Below are 24,099 nucleotides of genomic sequence, written 5' to 3' on the forward strand. Positions count from 1 at the left end.
GTGTTTTTAGATATTCTTTTTTAAACTTCGTCGTCAGAATCAATTGTGAATGATTTGCTTTTGAAGTCTTTATCATGTTTTTCTGAAATTACATCCTCACCCTTTTCATTAATGATGAAATCTGTGGACTCATTAAACATCTCCTGAAAACTCTTAAAATCTTCCTTATAAAGGTAAATTTTATGCTTCTCGAATGTAGCTTCCCCATTCTCTCCGAAATTTTTCTTACTCTCAGTGATTGTAAGATAATAATCTCCTGCTTTCGTCTCACGCACATCAAAGAAATAAGTTCTTCTCCCTGCTTTTAACACCTTCGTGAAAATCTCATTTTCATGGCGTTCCTTGTATTCACTCATTGTTAGATATTTTTTAATCTTGTTAAGAACAAATATAAAAGAATTCTTTTAATCACAAAATTTTTTTTATGATTTATTTAACAATTGAGAACGAAATGGCTAAGCGGTTACAGAATTGGCAATTTCCGTGAGGTTGATTATTTGATCGGCTTTTTGAGCGCTAGACTCTCTGTGTGTGATGATTATGGAAGTAGCGTTACTTATTTTTTTATCGATATTTTCCAAAATATTCTGCTCCGTTTCAGTGTCTAAAGCAGACAATGAATCATCAAAAATGATGATATTCGGGTCTTTAATTAAGGCTCTTGCAATGCAAATTCTTTGTTTTTGCCCTCCCGAAAGCATTACTCCGCGTTCACCTACAAGTGTTTTATATTGCTCTTTAAACTCTACAATATTTTTGTGAACATCTGCAATATTTGAATATTCTACCACTTTCTCATGAGAAGGATGATCAATAGCAAAACCGATATTATTTTCTATAGAATCAGAGAATAAATAGCTCTCCTGAGGAATATATCCAATGAAGTTTCTGTAGTTGCTCAGATTATGATCTTTCAGATTTTTACCATCAATCAGAATCTCTCCTTCACTTGGATCTATCAATCGGCATAAAAGCAGAGCAATTGTTGATTTTCCGCTTCCGGTTTTACCCATAATGGCTAAAGATTCTCCGGCTTTCACTTTAAAGCTTAGGTTATCCAGTGCTTTAATTCCGGTATTAGGATATACATAAGAAACATTCTTAAACTCGATATCTCCTTTGATAGGGTAGGTTTCAAAATTAGTATTAATGATTTCAGATTTCTTATCCATGAATTCATTGATTCTTTGCATGGATGCTTCAGCTCTCTGATTCACAGATGTTACCCAGCCAACCATAGAGAAAGGGAAGATCAGGGTATTGATATACATGAAGAAATCTGCAATCTTACCGATACTTAATTCTCCGGCAATATATTTTGTACCTCCAATCCAGATGATAGCTACATTTAGAAGCCCGATTACAAAGAGAATAATGGTGAAGAAATAGGCTTCTGTTTTTGCCAGATCCAATGCCTTATTCTGATAATCAGTTACCTTAATTCCGTAGTTTTTTTCAATGTATTTCTCTCTTGCGAAAAATTTTACTACACGGATTCCTGAAAAACTGTCCTGAACAAAAGTTGAAATTGCAGACTGACTTTTCTGCATGATCTTCGACTTTTTATTAATAATTGAGCTTACCTTATAAATAGCAAAAGACAAAATCGGAAGCGGAAGCAAGGTCCACATCGTCATGGATGCATCCGTTTTCACCATATAAATTGCCGTGATCACTACCAGAACGATCAGGTTGGCAACATACATCACGCCGGGACCAAGATACATTCTTACGGCAACCACATCTTCACTCAATCTGTTCATTAAGTCCCCGATGGTTGTCTGCTTATAATCCGTTAAAGATAAATCCTGATAATGTCTGTAGATTTTATTTTTAAGTTCATATTCTATTCTTCTGGAAGCCACAATAATGGTCTGTCTCATCATGAAAGTGAAGAATCCGGTCAGAAGTGAACAGCCAACAATGATTCCAACATAGATCAAAACCTGATTGTTAAAGCCAAGGTTACCGTTTTTTGTAAGCTCATCCACAGATTTTCCTACAAACTGAACCTTATATATATTGAAGAAATTACTGGCAATGATAAATAGTACTCCCCAAAACAGCAGTATTTTGTGTTTCCAAAAATAGGGGTTTAAGGTTTTAAGCGCTTTCATATAGTTGTACAAAATTACAAAAATGTCATCACACTACGAATTTCATCAATTTTAAATTTTGTATCTTTGCACCCATAAAAAAGCTCTTTGAATGTTAGGAAGACGACAAATCCGTGAAAAAGTAGTACAGACAGTGTATTCATACTACCAAAATCCTGTAAAGTTTGATGTTTTAGAGAAAAACATGTTTGCTGGTATAGAGAAAATCTATTATCTATACATTTATCAGCTCAATTTTTTGGTGGCTCTTAAAGAATTGGCAGAACACCAAATCGAAATTGGGAAGAACAAATATCTTAAAACTGATTCTGACATTAATCCTAACCAAAAATTCATCAACAACCAGGTATTGCTTAAACTGGAAGAAAATCCTGAAAGATTATTTTTTACAGGCCAGCATAAGCAGTTGAAATGGGATATGCATGATGATCTATTGGTAAAAACTTTCCAAAGAATTACTGCTGGAAAGCGTTATCAGGATTTCATGAAAGAAGATGGATACTCTTTTGAAGAAGATCAGAAATTTATCGGAAAATTATTTTTAAGATATATTGCTGAAAATGAAGACTTTCATGATTATCTGGGAGATAAAGAACTTTCATGGTATGATGATATTCATATTGCTAACTCCATGGTACAAAAAACAATCGGTTTCCTGAGAGAAGATGAAGAAAGCAGAACTTTAATTAAAATGATTAAAGATGAAGAAGATAAGACTTTCGCTGCAAAACTGTTGAAAGATACTCTGAACAACTGGGAAAACAATGAAAAGAAACTGGGAGAGAGACTTGAAAACTGGGATCTTGAAAGAGTTTCTTTAATGGATAAAGTAATCTTGTCTACAGCGATTGCAGAACTTGATAATTTTGCTTTCACGCCTTCAAGAGTTATTATTAATGAATATATTGAAATTGCAAAAGTATTTGCTACAGACCGTTCCAATATCTTCATCAATGGTATTTTAGATAAATATTGTAAAGATCAAAATAGAATATAAAATGAAAAAGACGTTATCAATTATCGCCTTGTCTATTATAGGCTTTGGGTTAGTTTCATGTAAAAAAGAAAACAAAGAAACTCAAAGTACTGAAACTGCAACTACTGATTCTGCAGCTGTTGCGGCTCCGGTAACCACTGATTCTGCGGCAGCACCTGTAACGGGTGACGTAGCTGCTCCGGTTTCTAACGAACCATCTACTTCTGTTGCTTTATCTGAAAACAGCTTCGATTTTGGGAAAATCAAAAAAGGAGACAAAGTACAGCACGTATATGAAATTACCAATACAGGTAAAAACCCTTTAATTATTTCTGAAGTTAAGCCAGGATGCGGATGTACAGCTCCTGATTTCACAAAAGAGCCGATTATGCCAGGTAAAAAAGGAAAAGTTACATTGCATTTTGATTCTTCAAGCTTTGACGGAAACGTTCAGAAGTATGCAGATGTTTTTGCAAACGTAGAAAAAGCTCCAATCAGATTAACATTCACAGCGAATATCCAACCATAATAATAACAATATGTTGACACTATTTTTACAGGCAGCAGGCGGGTCTTCACCTATGATGCTGATCATGATGGGGGTGATGTTTGTAGGATTTTATTTCCTGATGATAAGACCTCAAATGAGAAAGCAAAAGCAAGAGAAAAACTTTCAGGAAAACCTTAAAGTAGGAACAAGAGTAGTTCTTACCTCGGGTCTTCACGGAAGAATTGCTCAGGTTCAGGATGATGGTTTTGTTATTGAAACATTATCAGGAAAACTGAAATTTGAAAAAGCAGCCGTTTCCAGAGAAATGACAGAATCTCGTTTTGGAGATAAAACAAAATCTGCAGATAAAGCAGATGACAAAAAAGAAACAGCAACTGAAGAAAAGAAATAATTCAGTCTGAAAATATGTAGCTGCGGCGGGTGAATGAAGTTCACCCGCCGCAGTCTTTTTATACAGTTTACTAACATTTGGGATTAGTATTTAATAAAATTATCTTTGTCCTATGAATCAAAACACAAACAAAACGGTTCTTATTCTTGGAGCAAATTCAGATGTAGCAAAACAATGTATAAAGCAATATGTTGAAAAAGGCTTTGCCGTGATTGCAGCCTCCAGAAATACAAAATCTCTGGAAGATTTTATTAAGTCAAATGATCTGGACTCTTCAAAAGTTTCTGTTTTATATTTTGATGCAGCAGATTTTGATTCACATCAGAAGTTTTATTCTGAACTTCCTTTGAAACCTCATATTGTAGTATATGCAGCAGGTTTCTTAGTTGATAATCAAAAAGCATTAATTGATTTTAAAGGCGCTAAGCAAATGATGGAAGTGAATTATATGGGTGGAGTATCTATCCTGAGTATCATGGCAATGGATAAAGACAACAAAAACCTGGAAAGAATAATCGGTCTTTCTTCACTGTCCGGAGTAAGAGGAAGGAAAAGTAATTTTGTTTACGGAAGTACAAAAGCTGCATTTACTCAGTTTCTGGCCGGATTGAGGCAGGAATTAGCTTCCCGGAAAATTATTGTGAATGCTTTAGTCATTGGCTACATCAGAACAAAAATCAATGAAGGATTAGAATTGAATGAATCCTTGATTATGGAGCCGGATTATGTGGCAAAATATATTGTCAATGCAGGAAATTCCTTTACCATCGTTCCGAATTTTAAATGGAAAATTATTTACCATATTCTTAGACTTTTACCGGAAAGTCTGGCTGCAAAACTACCATAAAAAAATTCATCAGCAGGCACTGTTTTATTTATAATTTTAGTTTTAAAGAGCGTTAATTTTGATAATTATAGTACTTCGGTATCGTTTTTGTAATTATATGACCCGAAAATTATTTCTTCCTGCAAGATTCAATTTCTGAATGATTATTGAGTAAAGCTGAAACAATCTGTTCTGCTGTCAATCTATTTTAATCTATAATATCATTTACTTTCACTTTTGAAGTGGGAGGCAATTTTCTTTTTAGACAGATATCTCGATTTCATTTTTAAATCCTGCAGAGCTTAATATCTCATTGATAATTAGTAAACACATAGTATAAAAATGGACGATTTAGAATTGAACAAGATTCAACAACACTGGGACACGTTAATTTCTTCAGCAATTTCATGGGCACCAAGAGTTTTTACTGCAGTTATTTCTGCATTATTGATTTATCTGATTGGATCATGGATGATAAGAATGATCAAAAAGCTGGTGGAGAAAGGTTTCAAAAAAAGAAATATGGAAGCTTCTCTGCAGCATTTTCTGCTGAATATTATTAACTGGGGACTGAATATTCTGTTGTTTATTGTTGTTGTAACTCAGCTGGGAGTGCAGACCTCTGCATTTGTTGCGATGATTGGTGCTGCAGGTTTGGCGGTAGGTTTAGCTTTACAAGGCTCTCTGACGAATTTTGCAGGTGGAATTTTAATTTTATTACTAAAGCCTTTTAAAATTGGTGACTTTATTTCTACCAATTCCGGTGTTTCAGGGACCGTGCAGGCAATAGATATTTTCCATACGAAACTGGTTACCCCGCAAAACCAATTGATCGTTATTCCTAACGGGGTGGTTTCAAACAACAGTATTACCAACTTTACCCATCTGGGAACAAGAAGAACATCATTGGATATAGGAGTTGCATATGATGCTGATCTTAAGCAGACCAAAGAACTTTTAATGAATGTTATTAAAAATAATCAATATGCCCTTACAGTACCTGCTCCACAGGTAGTGGTTACTGAGCTTGGAGAAAGTGCTGTCAATTTATCAATAAGAGTAAGTACATCTACAGAGAATTTCTGGGCAATGAATGAAGAACTGATTATAGGCTGTAAAGAAGCTCTCGATAAAGCCGGAATTGGAATTCCTTTTCCGCAAAGAGATATTCATGTTTACAATAAGTAATTAGATTAATTTTTTTAGGCTCCTGCATTTACAATGATGTGGGAGTTTTTTTAATCAATATTTTGTAGCAATTCCAAAGCCTTCATCATATCAATTCCCTTACCCAGAACCGGCTTAAACAAATCTCCTTTCTCTTTGATTCTGTCCAAAGCATTATTAATATTAAAATCCGTAGGTCTTAATCCGGGCTTTAATTCATCCCAATTTAATGGCATTGAAACTGATGCGCCCTGTTTAGGTCTCAGACTGTAGGCGCTTGCTAAAGTTTGTCCCGTCCTGTTTTGCAGATAATCGAGATAGATTTTTTTGTTATCCCTTTTTTGAAGACTTCGCTCTAAAGTAGTAATCTTAGGAAGCCTTTCATTCACTTGTTTCATAAGAATATGGGCAAAATCTTTTACCTGGTCAAAATCATAATGAGATCCCATGGGAATATAAATATGAATTCCTGTACTGCCGGAGGTTTTGCAATATCCTTTTACTTTAATTGTTTTTAAAACCTCATTCACCTGAAACGCTGTTTCAATCACCTCATCAAATGTGTTTTTGGAAGAAGGATCCAGGTCTAATACCAAGTAATCAGGATGCTCAAGATCCGGTAAAGAACTGTTCCATGGATTTAGGTCTATACATCCTAAATTATTCAGGTAGGCTAAAGTTGCTTTGTCATTACAATAAATATAGTCGATGTATTTATCATTGGATTCAGAATATACCTCTGTGGTTTTTATCCAGTCCGGAATATGATCTCCGGCGTCTTTCTGATAAAAGCTTTGTTCTTCAATTCCATTCGGAAAACGATTAAGAGAAAGCGGCCGGTTTTTTAAATGAGGCAGAATATAAGCAGCTACCGATTGATAGTAATCAATAACGTCTCCTTTAGTAATGCCATCTTTTGGGAAATAGATTTTATCCTGATTTGTCAGTTTTACCAAATGTTTGTCCAAAGTAATCTCTTTTTCTTTTCCAGAAACTTCAGTTTTTTTTGATGATACTTTCGTTTTCATTTCTTTAGATTTTTCGGTGAAGGATGAATCTTTGATCTCTTTAAGATCTTTGTCTTCTCGTATCCCGATAAAAACAGGATGTCTGAAAATTCCGTCTCGTGTAATTTCAGAATATTTGATTTCACATATCAGTTCAGGTTTTGTCCAGGTTACCGGCATATTCGTTTTGGGAATAGTCTCGAATGGAGATGCTTTCACAACCAGCTTCTGAAGTTTCTGGTAAAGCTCTTTTAAAGAAGTGTTATTAAAACCTGTCCCTGTGTGTCCGCAGTAAGTAAGCTTTCCATTCAGGTATTTTCCTAAAATTAAAGCCCCGAAACTCTTTCTTGAACCTCTGGGTTCTGTGAAGCCACAAATAATAACCTCTTCCGTGTTGGAAAATTTGATTTTAAGCCAGTCATTGGTTCTGTGATTTTCGATATATAGACTTTCTGCCCGCTTTGCAATCATCCCTTCCAAATGCATTTTTCTCATTTGTGCAAAAAACTCAATACCTTTTTCCGGAATATGATCACAATATTTAATACGATCCGTTTCTATCAGAGCCTCTTTTAAAAGTTCCTTTCTTTGAATAAGGGGAAGCTCTTCGGTAGAATGGCCGTTCAGCCATAGAAGGTCAAAAATATGATAGACAAGGGCTGCATCAGGATTATCCCCAATTTGCTGCAAAAACTGGAAATTAGGCTTTCCCTGTTCGTCATACGCTACCACTTCACCATCCAGAATCATATGATGTTTCTGTTTTTCAAATTCCAGTGCTATTTTTTCAAATTTGGATAAAAATGAAATCCCGTTTCGGGAATAGAAGAGCGGAACGTCATTACTTAAGTCGGCAATGGCTCTATAGCCGTCCCATTTTATTTCAAAAATCCAGTCTTTATTATTGAAGGCTTCTTCGGAAAGCTTGGCCAGCATAGGTTTTATGAAAGACTTTAATTTTTTTTCGTTCGTTAAAGAATTGAAATTTCTGAAAGTTTTTTCGGAAGTTATGACTTCTTTTTTTCCTTTATTTTTAGGCTTTTTTTTTCCTCTAAAAATTTTGTGACCAATGATTTTGATGAAGTGTTTTCTTCAGCATCATATGGGCTTTCTGTAAAATCATCTTTATGTTTGATCAGCAGCCATGAGTTGTCATCCGTGTTTTTCATTTTAACCAAAGCAAACTCACCTTTCAGTTTCTTACCGTGTAAAATGAATTTCAAAGATCCTGCATGTAATTCTTTCAGCAGCTCTTTTTCATCAGAAAGCTTAGTGTTTTCTTCCAAAGGCTCATAGGTTCCGCTGTCCCATACTTCCACCTGTCCGGCACCATAATTTCCTTCGGGAATATTCCCTTCAAAATCTTTATAATCGTAAGGGTGATCTTCCACCATCATGGCCAGGCGTTTATCTTTTGGATCTAAAGAAGGACCTTTAGGAACAGCCCAGCTTTTCAGTACACCTTCCATTTCAAGCCGGAAATCATAATGAAGCCTGCTCGCAGCATGCCTTTGAATTACAAAAATAAGTTTGTCTTTGCTTTTCTTCGTTTTTCCTTTCGGTTCGCTGGTTTCATCGAACTTCCTTTTATTATTATAATCTTTGAGAGCCATTATGATGCAGATTTGGATTTAGAAGTATTCAGACTGGCTTTTAACTGTGCCATGAGGTCAATCACTTTACCTTCTTTTGCAGGCTGTGCTTTTTTAGCTTTTATATTTTTACCTTTTGCTTTCTGCTTAATGATTTTCATTAGTTCATCAGAATAGGTGTCTTTATACATCGCAGGATCAAATTCCTGGGAAAGCTGTTCAATAAGATTAACCGCCATTTTAAGTTCTGCCGGTTTCGGAGCTTTTTGAGCGGGAATTTTTAAATCTTTATAATCTCTTATTTCCTGATCAAACCTCAAACGGTTGAGAACGAGGATGTCATCTTTGTAAGGACGGATCATTCCAATAGCTTCCGTTTCACGGAGCACAAACGTTCCGATTCCTACCATAGCTGTTTTTTCAAGAGCTTTCAGTAAAAGTCTGTAGGCATTTTCTCCATTTTTCTGAGGCTCCAGATAATAAGGATTTTCAAAATACACACTGTCTACTTCCACTTCTTTTACAAACTGGTCAATAGAGAGAATTTTTGACTTTTCGGGGCTTGCCGCTTCGTAATCTTCCTCATCAAGAACGATATATTTGTCGTCCATGAGATAACCTTTGACGATATTTTCCCATTTTACTTCTTTTCCCGTATTTTCATTTACTCTTTTGAACCGGATATTGGAAAAATCAGATTTGTCGAGCATATCGAGATCCAATTTTGTGGTTTCCGTTGCCGAATAAATTTTAACAGGAATGTTGACTAAACCGAAGCCAATGGCGCCGTTCCAAATTGCTTTCATTGTCTTACGTTTTTAAAAATCAAGCAATTAACATGCCGTTGGAGGCTCGTGTGGTACCTTTAATAGGCTTTTTGTCAAATGACAATTGTTTTTAGCCCGGACTTTTATACCTTTATATTTCCGTAATCTGTGGTTACAAAAAATATGGAAGAACTTTTTAATTATATCAAAAAATTCGGGACGCTTAATCCTCAGGATGAACTTTTAATTGCTGAAGGAATTCAGGAAATTACTGTGAAGAAAGGAGAACCTTTTATAGAAGCAGGAAAGGTGAGCCAAAGAATTGCTTTTGTGAAAGAAGGGGTCTTCCGGTCTTTGTATTATAATAAACAGGGTGATGATTTTACCAGGTATTTCATCTATGAAGGAAGATTTATCGGAGATTTTCAGGGCTTTACCGATCAGCTGCCTGCTCACGAAGATATTGAAGCTATTACTGATGCTGTGTTGCTCGTGATAGATCTTAAGCATTTTAAAATACTGGAAGAGAAAATAATTGTCTGGCCGGTTTTATTTGCAAGAATCCATGCTTTTGTAGTGGAGAATAAACTGAAGGTAGCGAGTATCATGCTGAATCAGGATGCAAAATCACGTTATATTCACTTTTTAAATCATTATCCAGGTCTTGCCAACAGGGTTCCGCAATCTATGCTGGCATCTTATCTTGGTGTGACACCTTCATCCCTGAGCAGGATCAGGAGGAATATCGTCTAGAATTATTAATGATAGGTGATAATTGATTAATGATGGTTTTTAGTCATTAATACATTTTACATTATACTTTGTACAATTGAGTTCCTTTTTGCCAAATGACAATGGTCTTTCTCATTGATTGTCATAGCTTTGCTTCATAAAATTTAAAGTACGAATATGGATATTGTATTAGGATTACAATGGGGAGATGAAGGTAAAGGAAAGTTTATTGATCTGATCAGTGAAAATTATGACATTACAGCTCGTTTTAATGGCGGGTCTAATGCTGGGCACAGCATTGAAAGAAACGGACGCAGAATAACGCTTAAAATGATTCCTTCGGGGATCTTTATGAAAGGGGTAGAGAATGTAATTGGCACAGGAACCGTTCTGGATCCTGTGAGTTTTAAAAAAGAAATTATCAATCTTCGGACTTTTGATGAGACAGTTCAGCCGGAAATGAATGTGATTATTTCATTGAAAGCTCACTTTGTGCTGCCTACTTATAAACTTTTGGATGTTTTTATGGAAGAAAGCTCGGATTATACAACCATCGGAACTACGAAAAACGGGATTGCACAGGCGTATTCAAATAAAATTTTACGACAGAATGTAAGAATAGGAGATATGTTTGCTCCTGATTTTAAAAGCAGAGTTCAGCATATTTTAGCAAGAGATTATAAAATGCTTACGGCAGGAGGTATGGAACTTCCTTCTCTGGAGGAAATAAGTAATGAGTTTTTTGAAGCTGTAGACTTTTTAAAAAGATTCAAATGTACTGAAACGGAAATATATTTGAATAAGGCTTTGGCAGAAGGAAAAACAATATTGGCAGAAGGTTCTCAGGCTGCGATGCTGGATATTGACCACGGAACCTATCCTTATGTCACCTCTTCTTCAACTACCGCTTCAGGTGCGAGCAGTGGATTAGGTATTTCACCGAAAAATATCGGTGAAATATTTGGAATCGCTAAAGCATATTGTACAAGAGTAGGAAACGGAGTATTTCCAACAGAATTATTTGATGAGTTGGGTGAAGAAATCAGAACAAAAGGAAATGAGTTTGGTTCCAATACCGGACGTCCGAGAAGAACAGGTTGGTTAGATTTACCTGCTTTAAAGTATGCTGTAATGATCAACGGAGTTACTCAGTTAGTCCTGACTAAAGCTGATGTTTTAAGCGGTTTGGCATCTGTGGCGATTTGTACCCATTATGAACTGGAAAGTGGAAATACAGTTGAGGTTTCGGGATTGCTTCCTGAAAACGGAAAGCCTATACTGAAATGGGTGAATGGATGGGATGCTGATTTTTCCACAATGAAAAGTCCTTCGGAGCTACCAAAAGAAGTAAATGAGTTTCTATCATTTCTGGAAACGGAATTAGGTATTCCGGTGGCATATCTTTCGACCGGGCCGGGAAGGGAGCAGATGATAAAAATGATTTAATAATTATAAAGCAGGAATTATATAAAAACAAAAGAGGTTAGGAAATACATTTCCTAACCTCTTTATTTGAAAAAAGTTTAGTTAACTTTTGTAAGGATAAAACGCTGCTTTGTAGAAGGCTGTACCGTTTGGTCCGTAGTGCCGATTACAATAGGGGTAAGATTGGTTGTTAAGCCATCTTTTACTTCTAGTCTCAGTGCTGGTGCATTTTTGGGAGCAAATCCAAAACCATTGTTTCCCAGGTTGAATAATAACCATTTCTGAGAATCTGTATTGGAATTGGTTCTTAATTCAACAGCTGTTCCATTCGTTGTTCCGTTACCTTTTACGGTTAACACCTTTGTAGGATCCAGTATTGATTTGATGATATAATATCCATGATCCGATTTGCTGAAAGTAAATCTCTGGTTATTCCCTGTAGAAGCTGAATACAGAATAATACTGGTGCCATCTGTAGTGGAACTTCCGGTAATATCTACATTTTTATCATTCGCTAAAGCTGTTCTCATTGTATAAGTTCCGTTGATTGCAGAAGTAGCATTCACAGGTCCGTACAAATGATTTATTCCTGCATAATCACCGGCAGACAAACCTGTTCTTTGCTTTGTAAAAGTAGATCCGTCCAGCTTGGTCATTACAGGCTGGCTTGAGTCTATCGCGAAGTCTGTAGACTGATACATCATCACTGAACCGAAGTCAAATGCACCGTGTCCTGCGTAATCATTGTAAAGGTTGAAGTTATGACGGCTGCCTTCCACGGCTTTGTTAACATCTACAATAATATACTGATCTCTGTCCGGACGGCACTGCTCATGCATGATTCCCATAGAGTGCATGATTTCGTGAGCGATAATTGCGGGATAAGTAATATTATAAATTTTAATCCCGTTCACTCTGTTTTTTTGCCATCCAAGTGGTGAGCTGTTGCTTGTTGTATAAGTAAAGGTGATGTATTCTGTTTGATTCGTGCGTTCAACAAACTGCATGCTGGTTTGAGAAGAGATCATATCAAACGCTTTGTTGATATTGGTAAGGAATGTATTGTAATTCTGAGTGCTCAGACTTCCCTGGCTGGGTAATGTATAATAAACCGTTGCATTCGGCCATGTCTTAATAAAGGAGCTTACAATAGTGCTTTTCTCAGCTGTTGACATTTCAGAATTGGCCTGCATCTTTAATTTGTCAAACTGCTCGGAGCTAATAGTAATATCATCTGCATAAAAATATTCACCATTTACTTCATTAACATACGTGTATTTCCCGTTAATTAATAATTTGTGAATCTTTGCATTGTCCAGTTTTGTCGTTGTTTGGTCTATTGAATCTGCCTGTGTATTTTCAATATCCGACCTACATGAATTCAGTGCCAAAACAAGGCATGCTGATAAGAGTAATAGTTTACTTTTCATATTATTTAATTTTGGTTTGGTGATCAGATTAAATATGAACAGCTATATTATTACCTACGCAAAAAGATTATAAAATTAATCAAATCCTGAGTTTTGATTAAACCTTCATTATAATTCAGCTGTATGGTGTAAATATATTAATAAAAGATTATGTTTGTATATAACATAATATAATGATTGTTTTGTTGTGTTTTTGTTTTAAACGTGTATTAATTTCGATAATTCTCTGTTTTTATATTAATTTTTACTATCAGATTTCAAATTAAGTTATTTCACTAATAATTGATATGATATCCAAAACCTTACTTTATACTGGCATAAAGTTTATTCTATTAACAAATTAATGAAGTGTGCTGAAATTTAGTATATAAAAAAAGCGGGGCAAATACCCCGCTTTACATTTATGCTTTTAAGTTCAATTGTAGTTCCAGTTCATCGAGCTGTGCATCAGCAATCGAAGCCGGTGCATCAATCATTACATCTCGCCCTGAATTGTTCTTAGGGAATGCGATATAATCTCTGATCACTTCGTTTCCGTCAAGGATTGCTACCAAACGGTCAAACCCGAATGCCAGACCTCCATGTGGCGGAGCACCATATTTGAAGGCATTCATCAGGAATCCAAACTGAGCTTCAGCTTCTTCTCTGGTGAATCCTAATAAATCAAACATTTTAGATTGAAGATCTCTGTCAAAAATTCTGATAGAACCACCTCCAATTTCGTTTCCGTTCAGAACCATATCATAAGCATTAGCTCTTGCTTTTCCTGGATCTGTTTCCAACAAGTGGATATCTTCCGGCTTTGGAGAAGTGAAAGGGTGGTGCATCGCATGGTAACGTCCACTTTCTTCATCAAATTCCAATAGAGGGAAATCAACTACCCAAAGTGGTGCAAATTCGTTTCCTTTTCTTAATCCCAAACGGTTCCCAAGTTCCATTCTTAAAGCAGAAAGCTGGGCTCTTACTTTGTTTTCATTTCCGGAAAGAATCAACATTAAGTCTCCTTCTTTAGCGCCGAATTTTTCGATGATTTTTGTTAAATCTTCCTCGTTGTAGAATTTGTTTACTGATGAGGTTTTTACTCCATCATTTTGGAATTTAGCCCAAACCATCCCTGAAGCTCCAACCTGAGGGCGTTTTACCCAGTCAACAAGCTCGTCAATCTGTTTTCTTGTATATTCTGCACATCCTTCTACATTAATTCCTACTACTAATTCTGCATCATCAAATATTTTAAAGTCTTTTCCTTTTACCAGCTCATTCAGTTCTACGAACTCCATTCCGAAACGGATATCCGGTTTGTCATTTCCGTATTTTCTCATCGCATCTGCGAAAGTCATTCTTGGAAAATCTCCGAATTCCTGACCTGTAATATCTTTTATCAGAGTTTTAGTCATTCCCTCAAATACGTTCATGACATCTTCCTGCTCTACAAACGCCATCTCACAGTCGATTTGTGTAAATTCCGGCTGTCTGTCGGCTCTTAAATCTTCATCACGGAAACATTTTACAATCTGGAAATACTTATCCATTCCACCTACCATCAACAACTGTTTAAAAGTTTGAGGAGACTGTGGCAATGCATAAAACTGCCCCGGATTCATTCTGCTTGGTACAACGAAATCTCTTGCTCCTTCCGGAGTAGACTTGATCAGAACAGGTGTTTCTACTTCAATGAAACCTTCTTCAGATAAATAATTTCTTACTTTCTGTGCCATTTTGTGGCGGAAGATCAGTTTATCTTTTACCGGATTTCTTCTGATATCCAGGTAACGGTATTTCATTCTTAATTCCTCACCGCCGTCTGTTTCATCCTCAATGGTGAAAGGAGGAAGCTGAGAATCGTTCAGAATAGTCAGTTTTTCAACAAGGATTTCAATTTCTCCTGTTGGAATATTAGGGTTTTTACTTACTCTTTCAATAACTCTTCCGGTAGCCTGAATCACAAATTCACGGCCCAGTTTTTTAGCTTCTTCCATCAGTTGTGCAGAAGAACGCTCCTGGTCAAAAACCAGCTGGGTAATTCCGTAACGATCTCGAAGATCTACCCAAATCATAAATCCTTTATCACGGATAGTTTGTACCCATCCTGATAGTGTAACTTCTTCATTCAGATTTTTCAGAGATAGCTCTCCGTTGGTGTGTGATCGAAACATAATTATTTGTTTAAAGTTCAATGTTTAAGGTTCAATTCCGAACCTTGAATTTTTCGTTGGCAAAGATAAGATTTTTGCAGGTTTTATAAATAAAAAAAACTTCCTTTCGGAAGTTTCGTATATTGTTTTCAGGTTTTTTAATTTCTATTACCCCCTTTTTCTGTCAGAATTTTCTTTATTTCTTCAGTACCTTTTGTATCATCAGCTACTTCAAGAGGTGTTTTGTTCTGGCATTTTTTATTGACATTGGCCTTGTTGTCCAAAAGGAAATTTATAATATTCTTTCTATCGGACATTACACTAAAACCAAGAGGTGAATAAGCTATGTTTCCAACAAGGAAGCATTTGTTGTAATCTCCCGGGGCAAACTGTTTTTTAAATGTTGCTACATCATCAGAATAGATGGCTTTCATCTTTTCCTGAGTCATCTTCTGAGCAGAAAACATACCGCCAGACAGTAATATTCCAAATAGAAAGGTAGTAGAGATTATTTTTTTCATAAGGATACTTTTTTAAGAATATACAAATCTAAATTAAATTTTATTACCAATTGCTAAGTTTTGATAATAATTATCGTTCTATTAATCAGATTATTCTCGTATTAATTATAGAATTGTAAAACTGCTGTTTTGAATGTCATCAATTTAAAATTATTCCAGGAGCTTAATGATTGCAGGTTTCACATATTTCCAGGTATAATCCTCAATTGTATTACTGATAGATGACTGATACTCTTTCAAAGCTTATCATATCACGCTAGACTTTTATTACAATTTTGATTTTCTTACAAGAGCAATCTTATTAAAAACTTTCCATATGCCAACTTTTAATTGCTTTTGAATGAATACTTTTGCTAAGTAAACTAAAAGAAATCATGACAAAATATGTTGAGTTTTTGAAAAAAGCATTCAGTGGCGAAGAAACAGATTTTACGAAAGTGAATATCAGAAGTGCTGTATTGCTTTTAGCGATTCCCATGATGCTGGAAATGGCTATGGAATCTGTATTTGCCCTTGTTGATCTGTATTTTGTCGGACATTTGAAAGAAAGTGGTTTTGCTATTCAGACTGTGGGACTTACTGAATCTGTACTTTCGGTGATGTATTCTATTGCGATTGGTATGAGTATGGCGGCAACAGCTTTGGTGGCAAGAAGAATCGGTGAGAAAAATCCCGAGCAGGCTTCCAGAAGTGCTGCGCAGGTATTGCTGGTTTCATTTGTTATTACTTTTGTTTTAAGTTTACTGGGAGTTATCTATGCTGAAGAAATCCTGATATTGATGGGCTCGAAGCCGGAAGCAGCAGCCTATGGAAAGAATTTTACCAGAATTATGATGAGCAGCAGCACAATTATTATGCTGTTATTTTTAATTAATGGTATTTTCAGAGGTGCTGGAAATGCAATGATTGCTATGAAAAGCTTATGGATAGCGAATATTGCCAATATTATTCTATGTCCAATATTGATAAAAGGATTAGGACCTGTTCCTGCTTTGGGGTTGACTGGAGCAGCTTTGGCAACAACTATAGGCCGAAGTATCGGGGTGATCTATCAGTTGTATCATCTTTTAGTAGCAGATACCCAAATCCGTATAAAGATTCCTTATTTTAAACCGAATTATGAATTAATAAAATCCATTATAAAGATCGCAACTCCCGGAATCTTTCAGTTTGTCATCGCTTCATGCAGCTGGATTTTCCTTGCAGAATTGGTAGCAACTACTGGTGGTGAAAATGCATCCGCCGGCTATCAGACAGCTTTAAGACTGATGATGTTCTTTATGCTTCCTGCCTGGGGATTGAGCAATGCGGCGTCTACACTTGTAGGGCAGAATATGGGTGCCAATGAAATGCTGAGAGCGGAACAATCGGTAATGAAAACCGTGAAATATAATGTCATCTTTATGCTGATTGTAAGCCTGATCTTTATTTTTATGGGAAATTTTTTAGTTGGTTTTTTCACTCAGGAAACGGCTATTAAAGACTTTGCTAAAAATGCTCTTCAGATTATGAGCACAGGATTTATTTTCTATGGAATCGGGATGGTAATGATTAATGCATTCAACGGAGCCGGAGATACCTGGACACCTACCTGGGTTAATCTTTTTGGATTCTGGCTGTTTCAGATTCCTCTGGCGTATTTTCTGTCAAAATATTTTGAAATGGGTCCCAAAGGAGTGTTTATTTCAATTCCTGCAGCAGAAACACTGATTACCATAGTTGCTTTTATCTTATTCAAAAAAGGAAAATGGAAGACGATAAAAGTTTAAATGCTGGATGATGGAAGCTGGAAGAGAGAAGTAATGAAGTGTGAAATATCTAAAAATAGCTTTTATCAGCAGTATTGAGAGAACTGATGTGCTGGCTGAGAATTGAGAAATAGTAACCTATAATAACATCCAGCCTCCCTCTCCCAGCTTCCCTTATTATTTTATAAAACTTTAACAGCTTCATTAATTGGATTTTAGAGCTGTATTTTATAAATTCGTGATTAACAAATACATAATTACTATGGGAAAAGGAGACAAAAAATCAAGAAGAGGAAAAATCAATTCCGGAAGTTATGGTAAAAGAAGACCTAAGAAAGCCTCAAAATCTTTTACAGCTTCAGAAGAAAAATCTAAAAAATAATTAAAATAAAAAAGACCGAAGATTTATCTCCGGTCTTTTTTTATGAAAATTAAATTAATTATTTACCTCCAAGAATATTACCAAGGATGCTGCCTAAGCCGCCACCGCCTTGTTGTTGGTTTCCACCACCCAATACACTACCAAGTATATCGTTCAATGGATTTCCTGATGATTGAGACTGTGTTCCTCCTCCTAAAACACTTCCAAGAATGTCATTCAAAGGATTAGACTGCTGAGCCTGGGCCTGATTGGAAGCATTTCCGAGAATTCCTCCCAAAAGATCTCCAAGACCACCTGCACCTACATTGCTCTGCTGTTTCTGCTGACCAATATATCCCATTACTACAGGTGCTAACATCGCAAGAATAGGACCTATTTTGTCTATTGAAATTCCTGTGTTTTGTGACAACTGGTTTTCAACAGTACTTTTTTGCCCGCCAAAGATATGATCCAGAATAGATCCTCCTTCAGCCTGTCTTGCTTCAATCTGAGAAGCGTCATTTAAGATACTTCCATTATGGTCTTTATCTAAAGCATTATTTAAAGCTTCTGCTTCTTTAGCGTCCTGAGATTTATTTCTAAGATAAGAAATAATAAGAGGGGTAGCTACTGCTAATAGGGCGATTACCTGGTTTTTGCCAATTCCGAATTTGTTTTCAGCCTGTTCTGCAACCTGGTTGCCTGTGTTCCCTGTAAGTAGGTCAATTAAACTCATTTTTTGTGTTTATTTAGTATTAAGTGAACCAAAGTTATCAAAAAATATGCCTCGCGAATTGACTGACTTTCATAATTATTGTTAAAGTTTCTGATAACCTTTCAGAAGACCTTAGTTTTTAATAATAGGAACATTAGAACAGGCTTCCCCGAACATTAAAGATTTTACAATTGGTTTTAACTGTTCTACCAGTTCTATATATGCATTTTCAGGAATATCTTTATCTGAACAGCCTTTTACCAGAACTCTTTTACCTCTCATTTCCTCAAAATCATGAGTCTGGATAGCATTGTGCATTAAAATAACATCAAGATCTTCACGGCTTCCGAAGACTATTTTTTTTGCAACATCAGTAAGTTTTGCTGTCAATACAAAATAAGCCCAAAGCGGGATGATTGTATCTACCGAGTTATAAATGTATATATAAGAGTCTTTGTATAGTTCAGTATCTATTGCCTCTACCTTTTCACGAAAATCTTTTTCTTTCAGGATCATTTCCTGAAAAAGAAAATCTTTAAGATCAATTCCCTTTCTTTCTCCTTTTGGAAGTAAAGTGGCAAGGTCAAAATTGATAAGGCCGCTTTCAGCAACTTTATTCCGGATTTCAAATTCTTCTGACATTTTTTATCATTATCTTTGAACAAATTTACGAATTAAGATCATATCTATTTTAATTTGTTGTCTATCCTTACTATAGAAATGAAGTATTATATTATTGCAGGAGAAGCTTCTGGTGATTTACACGGGAGCAATTTGATGAAAGCCTTAAAACAAAAGGATCCGAATGCGGAATTCAGGTTTTGGGGCGGCGATCTGATGAAAGCTCAGGGCGGAACACTGGTGAAACATTACCGTGATCTTGCTTTTATGGGATTTCTGGAAGTGGTGATGAATCTCAGAACCATTCTGAATAATATTAAATTCTGTAAAGAGGATATCCAAAAGAACAGACCTGATGTTTTGATTTTAGTAGATTATCCTGGTTTCAACCTGAGAATTGCCAGATTTGCCAAAGAGCTTGGAATCAAAGTCGTTTATTATATTTCTCCGCAGCTTTGGGCATGGAAAGAAGGACGTGTAGAAATTATCAAAAAGTATGTGGATGAAATGATGGTCATTCTTCCTTTTGAAGAAGATTTTTACAGAAAACATGGAGTTCATTCCCATTTTGTAGGACATCCTTTGCTGGATGCTATTTCGGATCTGCAGGAAATCAATATTGAAAAATTCAAATCAGATAATGGTCTGAACGAAAAAGAAATCATTGCGCTTTTGCCGGGTTCCAGAGAACAGGAAGTAGAAAAGATGCTTGAAATAATGCTTTCTGTAAGACCGCATTTTAAAAACTATCAGTTTGTAATTGCCGGAGCACCGAGTCTTCCTAAAGAATTTTATCAGAAATATGTGGATGAGAATGTTCATTTCGTATCCAATAAAACCTATGATCTGCTGAGGTGTTCCAAAGCAGCTCTTGTGACTTCCGGAACAGCTACCCTGGAAACAGCACTGTTGAATATTCCTGAAGTAGTTTGTTATCGTGGAAGCAAAATTTCCTATGCCATTGCGAAAAGATTGGTGAAAAACATCAATTATATTTCTCTGGTTAATCTGATCATGGACAGAGAAGTGGTGAAAGAACTTATTCAGAATGATCTGAATACTAAAAACCTGGTAGAAGAACTCAATAAAATTATATCAGGTGAAAAAAGAACACAGGTTCTGAATGATTACGAACTTTTGAGAGAAAAGCTTGGTGGAAAAGGCGCCAGTGATCATGCTGCTGAGGTAATATTGAAAGTATAGTCTTTTCGATGTTTTTGAGAATTTAATCTACTTTTTAACTATGAATTATTATAACCGTCTTCTGTTATTATTGGTATTCACATTGTTTTTCTCTAAAAGTGCTGCTCAAGAGGGTAGCTCAAGAGACAAAGTTCAGATATTCTATTATGGATGGTATGGAAATCCTGAAACGGACGGAAGTTATCAGCATTGGAACCACGAAATTCTTCCTCACTGGAGCAACCCGAAATGGAACAATCTTGGGCATCACAAAGGAGGAGATGATATTGGGGCTAATTTTTATCCTTCGCTTGGAAACTACAGTTCCAATGACACAAAGATCATTGAAAAACATATGAAAATGATCAAAGAATCCGGAGTAGGAGTGGCAGTGGTGAGTTGGTTGGGAAAAGATTCGTTTACAGATAAAAGTCTTATCAAATACCTTGATATTGCAGATCGGTTTGATTTAAAAATCGCATTTCACATTGAGCCATTTTATAAAAATACTTCAGAATTAAAAGAACAGCTTTCTTATCTCGTAAAAACATATTCTGGTCATCATGCTTTCTATAAAAAAGAAGGAAAGCCATTGTTTTATGTCTACGACAGTTATAAAATTCCTAAAGAGGAGTGGACTAAAATGTTAGCAAAAGACGGAGAAAAAACGGTTAGAAATACACAACTGGATGCGCTTTACATTGGATTATGGGTAGAGAAAGATGATGCGAAATTTTTTGATTCATCCGGCTTTGATGGTTTCTATACCTATTTTGCCAGCGAAGGATTTGTATACGGAAGCACAGTTGCTAACTGGAATTTTATGGCCAGCTATGCTAAAGATCACAATATGATTTTTATTCCTTGTGTAGGACCCGGTTATTCAGATACCAGAATCCGCCCATGGAATGAAGCTAACTTTAAAAGCAGAAACAATGGAAAGTATTACGAAAAAATGTTTGATGCTGCCATTAAAGTCAATCCGGATTTCATTGGTATCACGTCTTTCAACGAATGGCATGAAGGAACACAAATAGAACCAGCTATTCCTAAAAAAGCGGGAGATTTCAAATATGAAGATTATGGGAAAGATCCGTTATTTTATATCAAAGAAACGAAGCGTTTAACGGATAAATTTTTGAAAAAGAGATAGTATACTTTCAAACTTTAATTTCATAGCAAAAAATCAAGTGTTCTGTTGATGCTTTTGATAAGCAGAAGAGTACTTATTTAGCTACTCAAGAGATAATGCTTCATTGGTTAATTATCTATTTTACAAGGATAATTAATTGAAATTGCACAAGCAGCCTCTACTTCTTCTGGTGATCTGTTTTATTCTTGGAATTCTTTTTCAGGAGAAAATGGTATTGGCAGGCATGATATTCTATATGATTATTGTGATCTGTTTGATCATTTTGGTTGTAATATGTTTTCATTCTTACTTTTTACATAAAACCAAAGCTTTTTTGCTGGGACTTCTGTTCTTTGGAGCAGGGATTATTCTTCATTATCATAATACTTTTTCATCAGATGTTTCTTCATTTGTAAATAAAAAAGAAACGGTTACTTTTAAAATCTCTCAGAAATTAAATACCACTGAAAAATATAAGAAATATGAAGGAACAGGACAGATTGAAAATATAAACTTCAATTCAGTTTTTTATGTTCCCAAGGATAGTAAAGAGCTGGATTTTGTTCACTACTACAAGGCTGATGCTTATATAACACAACCTAAAGAGCCTCAGTATGATTTTCAATTTGAATATAAAAAGTATCTGAAGCGAAAACATATTGAATATCAGGCTTATGTTTCAAAAGAAATTCAATCTACAGAACGGGATGACTTAACTCCAACAGATAAGTTACACCAATATAGATTTAAGGTTCTCAAAGACATCGATAAAACCGGAATGTCAGATAAGACCAAAGAATTTTTAAAAGGAATCATTCTGGCAGATCGTACAGAAATTGATGAAGGTACAGTGCAGGATTTCAACAAATCCGGAATGGTTCACTTTCTCGCTATTTCCGGAACTCATATTGTTGTTATTTTCGGGATGTTTTACTTTTTGCTGATTCGTTTTATTCCCTTAAAATTCAGAAAATATGCAGTTATTTTAAGCTTAGCTTTTATTTGGCTGTTTGCTGCTTTTATCGGGTTTGGAAATTCAGTGCTGCGGTCTTGTATCATGCTGAGTGTCTATTTTATTTTTGTATTGCTTCAGCGGAAACCTGATCTGCTTCATTCATTGGCTTTATCTGCTTTTTTTATTTTGATTGGAGATACACAGCAGTTTTTTGATGTGGGATTTCAGCTCAGTTTTCTGGCTGTTTTAGGAATTTATTGGCTGAATCAGCCTCTCCTGAAATATTTTCCAAAACAGGATAATTATCTTAAAAAACTCCTGTTTAATACCATTACAATATCTTTATCTGCGCAATTGGCAACACTTCCTTTGGTGCTGTATTATTTTCATCAGTTTTCATTCATTTCAATCATTGCAAATATTGTGATTGTTCCTTTTTCAGAAATAATCATTGTTTTTTCATTCCTGATGACGGCTCTTGTTTCTTGTGGAATTGACTTCGAATTGATGAATGTGGTATATGATTTTGTTATTCAGGTTTTGTTGAAAATGATTCATTGGTTTGCTGAGGTTGACGTATTATTCTTTGAAAATATTCCAATGAACGGATTAGAGGTATTCATAGTGTTTGTGGTGCTCTATTTATTAAGATCGGTTATCTTAAAATTCAATCTTAAAAACTCTTCAGGATTGATAATGGCTGTCATTTTATTTCTCATCATAAGAACAGGAAGTAATGTCTTTGAAAATCAAAAAGAAGAGGTGCTGATTCATACATTCGGTAAAAACAACCTCATTTCAATAAAAAGGGGAGACAGGGCCTGCTTCTGGATATCAGATATGGAAAATAAGGACAAGGTTTTACAGTTTGTTGTGAAACCTTACTGTTCTTCACGAAGAATACATCATTTTGAGATTAAAACCTTTTCAAATTCAGTTCAAAAAGTAGTTTTCAGGAATAAGATTTATGATTTGAAATAATGGTTATAATTTATATGTTTTCCTGCATTTATAATGCATGGAATTCTTATTTAGAAAGATTACAAACTGTCTATTTGTGAGATTTCTCACTTTTCGATATTGTTAAACTTTCTTAATTTTGTAGAAATTCAAATTTAAACTTATATGGCAGGTTTAACGAGTTCTACGATAGGTAGAAAATATGCTATGGCATTATCAGCTCTATTTTTGCTGATTTTTCTTATACTGCATTTGACGACCAATTTGTTATCAGTTCTGAATAAGGATGCATTCAATACAGCATCTGATTTCATGGGCTATAATCCTTTTGTGCAGTTCTTAATGCAGCCTATTCTTGGTTTTGCAGTAATTTTCCATTTCATTATGGGATTTGTACTTGAGATCAAGAATAATAAAGCGCGTCCGGTAAAGTATGCAGCAAACAATGCAGCCGTGAATTCTTCATGGATGTCCAGAAATATGATTATTTCAGGGGCTGTTATTTTAGCTTTCTTAGCGCTTCACTTATATGATTTCTGGTTGCATGAAATCAATTACAAGTATGTAGAAGGATTAACTCCGGATGCAGAACGTTTCTGGCCGGAACTTCATGAGAAGTTTGCTGATCTTTGGAGAGTGGCTTTGTATGTGATCTCTTTTGTTTTATTAGGATTACACCTGGCTCACGGATTCCAGTCTTCATTCCAGTCTATCGGAGCAAGACATCCAAAATATACGCCGGTGATCAAAGCTTTTGGGAAATGGTATTCAATCCTTATTCCTGCAGGATTTATCATCGTTGCAGTTTTTCATTTTATAACTCAATAA

The 24,099-nt window shown here is 35.5% G+C and carries 23 protein-coding genes; 13 read left to right on the forward strand and 10 right to left on the reverse strand.

All coding sequences use genetic code 11. The features are described from left to right. Positions 1-20 precede the first annotated feature (20 nt). Together ACLMCG_RS19480 and ACLMCG_RS19485 are read right to left on the reverse strand one after the other, a co-directional pair. A complete protein-coding gene (locus tag ACLMCG_RS19480; RefSeq protein ID WP_034701927.1) occupies positions 21-356 on the reverse strand; it encodes a DUF3276 family protein in 336 nt (111 codons plus the stop codon). 99 nt (positions 357-455) lie between these two features. After that, positions 456-2,117, reverse strand: coding sequence for an ABC transporter ATP-binding protein (locus ACLMCG_RS19485; protein WP_413960828.1), 1,662 nt, complete (start codon positions 2,115-2,117; stop codon positions 456-458). Between the two features lie 91 nt (positions 2,118-2,208). On the opposite strand from ACLMCG_RS19485, the gene ACLMCG_RS19490 reads away from it, so the two are divergent. The 5 genes from ACLMCG_RS19490 (at position 2,209) to ACLMCG_RS19510 (ending at position 6,009) form a co-directional block, all read left to right on the forward strand. Beyond that, the gene (locus ACLMCG_RS19490) at positions 2,209-3,114 is read left to right on the forward strand and encodes a transcription antitermination protein NusB (protein ID WP_223601488.1); all 906 of its coding nucleotides are present in this window, start codon (positions 2,209-2,211) and stop codon (positions 3,112-3,114) included. A gap of 1 nt (position 3,115) precedes the next feature. Further along, the gene (locus tag ACLMCG_RS19495) at positions 3,116-3,622 is read left to right on the forward strand and encodes a DUF1573 domain-containing protein (protein WP_413960827.1); all 507 of its coding nucleotides are present in this window, start codon (positions 3,116-3,118) and stop codon (positions 3,620-3,622) included. 10 nt (positions 3,623-3,632) lie between these two features. Beyond that, complete coding sequence (gene yajC, locus ACLMCG_RS19500; RefSeq protein WP_149387236.1) at positions 3,633-3,995, forward strand: preprotein translocase subunit YajC; 363 nt, start codon at positions 3,633-3,635, stop codon at positions 3,993-3,995. A gap of 112 nt (positions 3,996-4,107) precedes the next feature. Further along, on the forward strand, positions 4,108-4,842 hold the full coding sequence (locus ACLMCG_RS19505; RefSeq protein ID WP_413960826.1) for an SDR family NAD(P)-dependent oxidoreductase: 735 nt from the start codon (positions 4,108-4,110) through the stop codon (positions 4,840-4,842). Between the two features lie 321 nt (positions 4,843-5,163). After that, positions 5,164-6,009: a mechanosensitive ion channel family protein gene (locus tag ACLMCG_RS19510; protein WP_413960825.1), complete on the forward strand. Its 846-nt coding sequence runs from the start codon at positions 5,164-5,166 to the stop codon at positions 6,007-6,009. Positions 6,010-6,059: 50 nt separating this feature from the next. On the opposite strand, the gene ligD is transcribed toward ACLMCG_RS19510, so the two are convergent. The 3 genes from ligD to ACLMCG_RS19525 all read right to left on the reverse strand — a co-directional run bounded on the left by ligD (position 6,060) and on the right by ACLMCG_RS19525 (position 9,393). Next, the gene (ligD, locus tag ACLMCG_RS19515) at positions 6,060-7,931 is read right to left on the reverse strand and encodes a DNA ligase D (protein WP_413960824.1); all 1,872 of its coding nucleotides are present in this window, start codon (positions 7,929-7,931) and stop codon (positions 6,060-6,062) included. Positions 7,932-8,002: 71 nt separating this feature from the next. After that, on the reverse strand, positions 8,003-8,608 hold the full coding sequence (locus ACLMCG_RS19520; RefSeq protein ID WP_413960823.1) for a DNA polymerase ligase N-terminal domain-containing protein: 606 nt from the start codon (positions 8,606-8,608) through the stop codon (positions 8,003-8,005). After that, on the reverse strand, positions 8,608-9,393 hold the full coding sequence (locus tag ACLMCG_RS19525) for a Ku protein (protein ID WP_209786906.1): 786 nt from the start codon (positions 9,391-9,393) through the stop codon (positions 8,608-8,610). Before ACLMCG_RS19525 ends, ACLMCG_RS19520 begins: the two co-directional genes overlap by 1 nt. Before the next feature lie 144 nt (positions 9,394-9,537). On the opposite strand from ACLMCG_RS19525, the gene ACLMCG_RS19530 reads away from it, so the two are divergent. Both ACLMCG_RS19530 and ACLMCG_RS19535 read left to right on the forward strand, forming a co-directional pair. Further along, entirely contained in the window at positions 9,538-10,107 is a 570-nt protein-coding gene (locus ACLMCG_RS19530) for a Crp/Fnr family transcriptional regulator (RefSeq protein ID WP_413960822.1), read from the forward strand. 156 nt (positions 10,108-10,263) lie between these two features. Beyond that, positions 10,264-11,532, forward strand: a complete 1,269-nt coding sequence (locus ACLMCG_RS19535; RefSeq protein WP_413960821.1) for an adenylosuccinate synthase — start codon at positions 10,264-10,266, stop codon at positions 11,530-11,532. A gap of 77 nt (positions 11,533-11,609) precedes the next feature. On the opposite strand, the gene ACLMCG_RS19540 is transcribed toward ACLMCG_RS19535, so the two are convergent. From ACLMCG_RS19540 to ACLMCG_RS19550, 3 genes are all read right to left on the reverse strand, one after another. Further along, the gene (locus tag ACLMCG_RS19540; protein WP_413960820.1) at positions 11,610-12,941 is read right to left on the reverse strand and encodes a M12 family metallopeptidase; all 1,332 of its coding nucleotides are present in this window, start codon (positions 12,939-12,941) and stop codon (positions 11,610-11,612) included. A 401-nt stretch (positions 12,942-13,342) separates the two neighbouring features. After that, entirely contained in the window at positions 13,343-15,097 is a 1,755-nt protein-coding gene (gene aspS / locus ACLMCG_RS19545) for an aspartate--tRNA ligase (RefSeq protein WP_413960819.1), read from the reverse strand. 137 nt (positions 15,098-15,234) lie between these two features. Then, positions 15,235-15,597 (reverse strand): hypothetical protein, encoded by a 363-nt coding sequence (locus ACLMCG_RS19550; RefSeq protein ID WP_413960818.1) that lies wholly within the window; start codon positions 15,595-15,597, stop codon positions 15,235-15,237. A gap of 374 nt (positions 15,598-15,971) precedes the next feature. Between ACLMCG_RS19550 and ACLMCG_RS19555 the strand changes: the two genes are divergently transcribed. Both ACLMCG_RS19555 and ACLMCG_RS19560 read left to right on the forward strand, forming a co-directional pair. Further along, positions 15,972-17,366 carry an MATE family efflux transporter gene (locus ACLMCG_RS19555; RefSeq protein WP_047425109.1) on the forward strand — a complete coding sequence of 465 codons (1,395 nt, stop codon included), beginning with the start codon at positions 15,972-15,974 and terminating at the stop codon, positions 17,364-17,366. Positions 17,367-17,607: 241 nt separating this feature from the next. Then, entirely contained in the window at positions 17,608-17,727 is a 120-nt protein-coding gene (locus ACLMCG_RS19560) for a 30S ribosomal protein THX (protein WP_081983639.1), read from the forward strand. Between the two features lie 58 nt (positions 17,728-17,785). On the opposite strand, the gene ACLMCG_RS19565 is transcribed toward ACLMCG_RS19560, so the two are convergent. Beyond that, positions 17,786-18,442: a DUF937 domain-containing protein gene (locus tag ACLMCG_RS19565; RefSeq protein ID WP_413960817.1), complete on the reverse strand. Its 657-nt coding sequence runs from the start codon at positions 18,440-18,442 to the stop codon at positions 17,786-17,788. Between the two features lie 111 nt (positions 18,443-18,553). Beyond that, positions 18,554-19,063, reverse strand: a complete 510-nt coding sequence (locus tag ACLMCG_RS19570) for a DUF2480 family protein (RefSeq protein ID WP_047386039.1) — start codon at positions 19,061-19,063, stop codon at positions 18,554-18,556. Between the two features lie 78 nt (positions 19,064-19,141). Here ACLMCG_RS19570 and lpxB point away from each other — a divergent pair, with 78 nt between their 5' ends. The 4 genes from lpxB to ACLMCG_RS19590 all read left to right on the forward strand — a co-directional run bounded on the left by lpxB (position 19,142) and on the right by ACLMCG_RS19590 (position 24,099). Continuing rightward, positions 19,142-20,245, forward strand: coding sequence for a lipid-A-disaccharide synthase (lpxB, locus tag ACLMCG_RS19575; protein ID WP_413960816.1), 1,104 nt, complete (start codon positions 19,142-19,144; stop codon positions 20,243-20,245). Positions 20,246-20,285: 40 nt separating this feature from the next. Beyond that, a complete protein-coding gene (locus ACLMCG_RS19580; protein WP_413960815.1) occupies positions 20,286-21,377 on the forward strand; it encodes a glycoside hydrolase family 99 protein in 1,092 nt (363 codons plus the stop codon). A gap of 142 nt (positions 21,378-21,519) precedes the next feature. Beyond that, the gene (locus tag ACLMCG_RS19585) at positions 21,520-23,292 is read left to right on the forward strand and encodes a ComEC/Rec2 family competence protein (protein WP_413960814.1); all 1,773 of its coding nucleotides are present in this window, start codon (positions 21,520-21,522) and stop codon (positions 23,290-23,292) included. A gap of 144 nt (positions 23,293-23,436) precedes the next feature. Beyond that, positions 23,437-24,099 (forward strand): succinate dehydrogenase cytochrome b subunit, encoded by a 663-nt coding sequence (locus ACLMCG_RS19590; protein WP_047425117.1) that lies wholly within the window; start codon positions 23,437-23,439, stop codon positions 24,097-24,099.

This window comes from Chryseobacterium sp. S90 (assembly GCF_047444895.1).
Lineage (GTDB): Bacteria > Bacteroidota > Bacteroidia > Flavobacteriales > Weeksellaceae > Chryseobacterium.